This window comes from Nocardioides sp., assembly GCF_024509035.1.
Classification (GTDB): Bacteria; Actinomycetota; Actinomycetes; order Propionibacteriales; family Nocardioidaceae; genus Nocardioides.
The window spans coordinates 1-3,438 of sequence record NZ_JANINT010000220.1 but is presented as its reverse complement, the minus strand read 5'-3'; the positions used below and the strand labels follow the sequence as shown (position 1 = coordinate 3,438).

At 73.8% G+C, this 3,438-nt stretch carries 4 protein-coding genes and 1 riboswitch; all 4 genes read right to left on the bottom strand.

From position 1 onward, the window contains the following. The coding region (locus Q0L15_RS15670; protein ID WP_296605383.1) for a hypothetical protein at nucleotides 1-581 on the bottom strand (581 nt) is incomplete at its 3' end. A gap of 3 nt (nucleotides 582-584) precedes the next feature. Further along, nucleotides 585-1,568, bottom strand: coding sequence for an NlpC/P60 family protein (locus Q0L15_RS15665; RefSeq protein ID WP_296605382.1), 984 nt, complete (start codon nucleotides 1,566-1,568; stop codon nucleotides 585-587). A gap of 10 nt (nucleotides 1,569-1,578) precedes the next feature. Then, nucleotides 1,579-1,739: riboswitch (cyclic di-AMP (ydaO/yuaA leader) on the bottom strand. Nucleotides 1,740-1,900: 161 nt separating this feature from the next. Next, a complete protein-coding gene (locus tag Q0L15_RS15660; RefSeq protein WP_296605381.1) occupies nucleotides 1,901-2,107 on the bottom strand; it encodes a hypothetical protein in 207 nt (68 codons plus the stop codon). Nucleotides 2,108-2,180: 73 nt separating this feature from the next. Next, the coding region (locus Q0L15_RS25005; protein ID WP_366939583.1) for an NYN domain-containing protein at nucleotides 2,181-3,438 on the bottom strand (1,258 nt) is incomplete at its 5' end.

Sequence of the window (3,438 nt, the reverse complement as noted above, 5' to 3'; positions counted from 1 at the left end):
GGCGAGCCGTCGACGAGGACGAGCGTGCGGGCCGTGCGTCGGACCTGCAGCGGCCCGGACAGCCACAGCGGCGAGACCCGGTCGCCCCCGCCGAAGCCGGTCAGCGCCACCCGCTCCCCCTCCTCGCGCAGCTCGACCATGATCTCGGCCCGCGCAGGTGCCCGGTCGAAGCCGGCGAACCGCCACGTCGCGTCGACCGCGGCATTCCAGTCGCCGTCGACGCCCAGAGCGCCCTCGGCGTCGACGTAGCGGAGCGTGAAGTCATCGACCCGGAGCGCCTCGGCGTTGCGGACGACCGCCGCCAGGAGCTCGGCGGCCGCCGGGTCGTCCGCGGGTGCCAGGGCGCGGGCGGCCTCGAGGTCACCGGCCCGGACGGCCTTCTGGAACCGCGTGAGCGTCTGCGCCGCGAGACCCGGGGACACGCTGTGGGCCGGCGCCGAGGGCGGCGGCGCGACGTAGACGTCGTCGTCGGTCAGCTGCCAGGCGACGAGCCCGCTCGCGACCAGGAGGAACAGCGAGAGGCCGGCCACCCACCAGCGTGGGCGACCGGCCTCTGCGCGACCGTCGGTGGTCTGCGTCACTGCTCAGCCGGGGCGGACCGCACCGGAGTAGGGCATCGAGAAGACGTTGGCGACGACGACGCCGGTGCCGGGGTTGGCGGCGTGCACGATCAGGCCGTTGCCGATGTAGATGCCGACGTGGCTGATCGGGCTGTAGTAGAAGACCAGGTCGCCGGGCTGCAGGTCGCCCGAGGAGACGTGGGGCCCGGAGCCGAACTGGGCGCTCGAGGAGTGCGGCAGCGCGACGCCCGCCTGGGCCCAGGCCATCATCGTCAGGCCGGAGCAGTCGAAGGCGCTCGGACCGGCGGCACCGTAGACGTAGGCGTCACCGACCTGGGCCAGCGCGTACTGGACGGCCGCGGCGGCGCGGCCGGAGGCCGGGACGTCGGAGGGGGCACGGACGGTCCCGCGCGAGAGGATGTCCTCGCGCTCCTTCTCCTTGAGGTCGGAGAGCAGCGACTTGGCCGACGCGAGCTTGTCGTCGATCGTGGCCTTCTCCTCGGCCAGCTTCTTCTCGAGGTCCGCGACCTCGGCGGCGCGCTTCTCGGTGGCGTCGGTGCGGATGTCGAGCGACTTCAGCTCGGTGGCGTAGTCGTCGAAGAGCTGGGACTGCATGTCGTTGAACGACGACATGGTCGAGAGCTGCGCGAGGAAGGCCTGCGGGTCGTCGGAGACGACGACCTGGCTGACCGCGGTCAGGCTCTGGCCCTCGTACTGGCGCACGATGGAGTCCTGGACCTGCTTGCGGACCACCTCGAGCCGGGCGTCCTGGCGCTCCTGGTCCGCGCGGAGCGAGCCCAGGTCGCGCTGGAGCTCGTCGAGCTCGAGCTTGGCGTCGTTGTAGCGCTCCGAGGCCTGCTCGGCCTCGTGGTAGAGCCGGTCGACCCGGGCCTGGACGTCGTCGATGTCAGGTTCGGCCTGCGCCGGCGAGGACGGCATGAAGCCGACCGCGGCGATGAGGGCGAACCCGCTCAGGAGGGTGATGAATCGGTTCCGGCCGTTCTGCACGAGCGGGCGCTCTCCCTTACGTCGTACGCCTACCGGGTGAGCTGACGGATTCGGGCACGACATTTGCCCTACGCCTCACAGAGGCGATTCACCCCAGGTGGTCTCGCGACCACCGATGGTTCCCCGGCTCCCGGGCCGGCGGACCGGTCCGAGACTCAGCGCGGCGGCCGCGCGGATCCGAGTGATCCACACCCACGGCCACCTCAGCGACACACGTTAGTGGGGCTGGTCGGCGACGGCCAAGTTTCGGGACATGTCGTCGTGAGTTTCTCGTCACGCGAGCGTGTCTCGAGGCCCCGCCGCCACCTCAGGAGCCCCACCAGTCACAGGAGTCACGCCGACTCCACCACCGGCCCGTCGACGGGCTGGACCAGGCGCAGCGGCGGGACCAGCCCGCCCTGGGCGAGGACGTCGAGGGCCCGACGTCCGTCGTCGTCGAAGGTCAGCTCGGGCGGGGGCCCGAGCAGCACGGTCACCACGCAGTCGTGGCAGTGCAGACCCCGCACCTCGCAGGTGTCGCAGTCGATTCGCGTCGTCATGTCAGGAACGCTCGCAGGGCCCACCGACAGTCGGGCCCGACACCGCGACCTCTCGGCGTGTCGCGCCAGTTGGCTAGCGAGCGAGCAGCTCCACCAGCGCCAGGGGCGAGACCACCCGCGCGCCGTCGCGGGCCACGTCCTCGGCGACCGCCCGGTCGTCGGTGACCACGACCACCACCCGGCCCGCGGGCTCGGCGGCGACCAGGTCGCGCAGCACGTCGTCGGCGATCACCCCGCGCGGGCTGAAGAGGACCCGGACGCCCCGGGGTGCGTGGACCGGGGGGCGATGGTCGGTGTCGGCCGCGTCGAAGACGACGGTCGTCTCGGCGCGGGTGCGGGCCACCAGCGGCGCGAGCGCGCTCACCAGCCGGGTGCGCTGCGCCTCCAGCGGCGCGGTCGGCCACGCCGTCTTGGTGAGGTTGTAGCCGTCGACCAGCAGCCGGGCCCGCGGCATCCCGAGGTACTGCTCGAGCAGCGCCGCGCTCGTCGCCCCCAGCGCCCCGGCCGAGCTCGGGTCACGACTGCCGGCAGCGGCCAGGTCCGCCTCGACCCGGTCCCCGGGTGAGCCGGCCACGGTCGGCAGCGCCAGCTCGCGACGCAGACCGGTGGCGGCGTCGATGACGGTCTCGAGGAGCACGCGGGCGCGGAGGGTCGCGTCGTCACGGTCGGACCGTGCGTCACGGCGCTCCCGAGCCGCCTCGGCCTCGAACCGCTCGACCAGCCCCCGCAGCCGGCGGTTGTCCTTCTCCAGCCCCGCGCACCGCTCCGCGGCCTCCGCCTCGGCGGCCTCGCGTGCCGCGACCGCCTCCTCGGCGAGCGCGCGGGCCTCGCGCTCGGCGGCTCGGGTGTCCCCCAGCTTGCGCCGCAACGTCGCGTTGTCCGCCTTGTACTCGTCGACCTGGGCGCGGTGGGCCGCCCGGAGGTCGCGCATCGCCTGCTCGGCGTCGGCCAGTCGCGAGCGGAGCCGCTGCAGCTCCTTCTCGGTGCGGTCGGCCCGGCCGGACCGGCCAGCGCCGTCAGCGTCGTCGGGCTGGTCGGGCGAGGGGCCGTCGCCGACGCGGCGCAGCGCCTCCCCCAGCGCCGCCTCCCAGCCCTCGGGCCGGACGTCGAGCTGCTTGGCCAGCAGCGCCACGAAGATCTGGGCCTTCTGCTTGCCGAAGCCCGGCAGCGCCTGCACCCGCTTCATCAGGTCGCGGCCGTCGGCCGCCTCGGTCCAGATCCGCTCCGCGCGGCCGTCGTACTCGTCGGTGACGATGCGGGCCAGCTCCTGCAGCCGCGCGGCCATCGAGCCGGGGAACCGGTGGATCGCCGGCGGGGTGCTGCACAGCGCG

Excerpts from the sequence above, each read along its gene's own strand:
- Q0L15_RS15660 (WP_296605381.1), bottom strand. The coding sequence starts at position 2,107 with ATGACGACGCGAATCGACTGCGACACCTGCGAGGTGCGGGGTCTGCAC.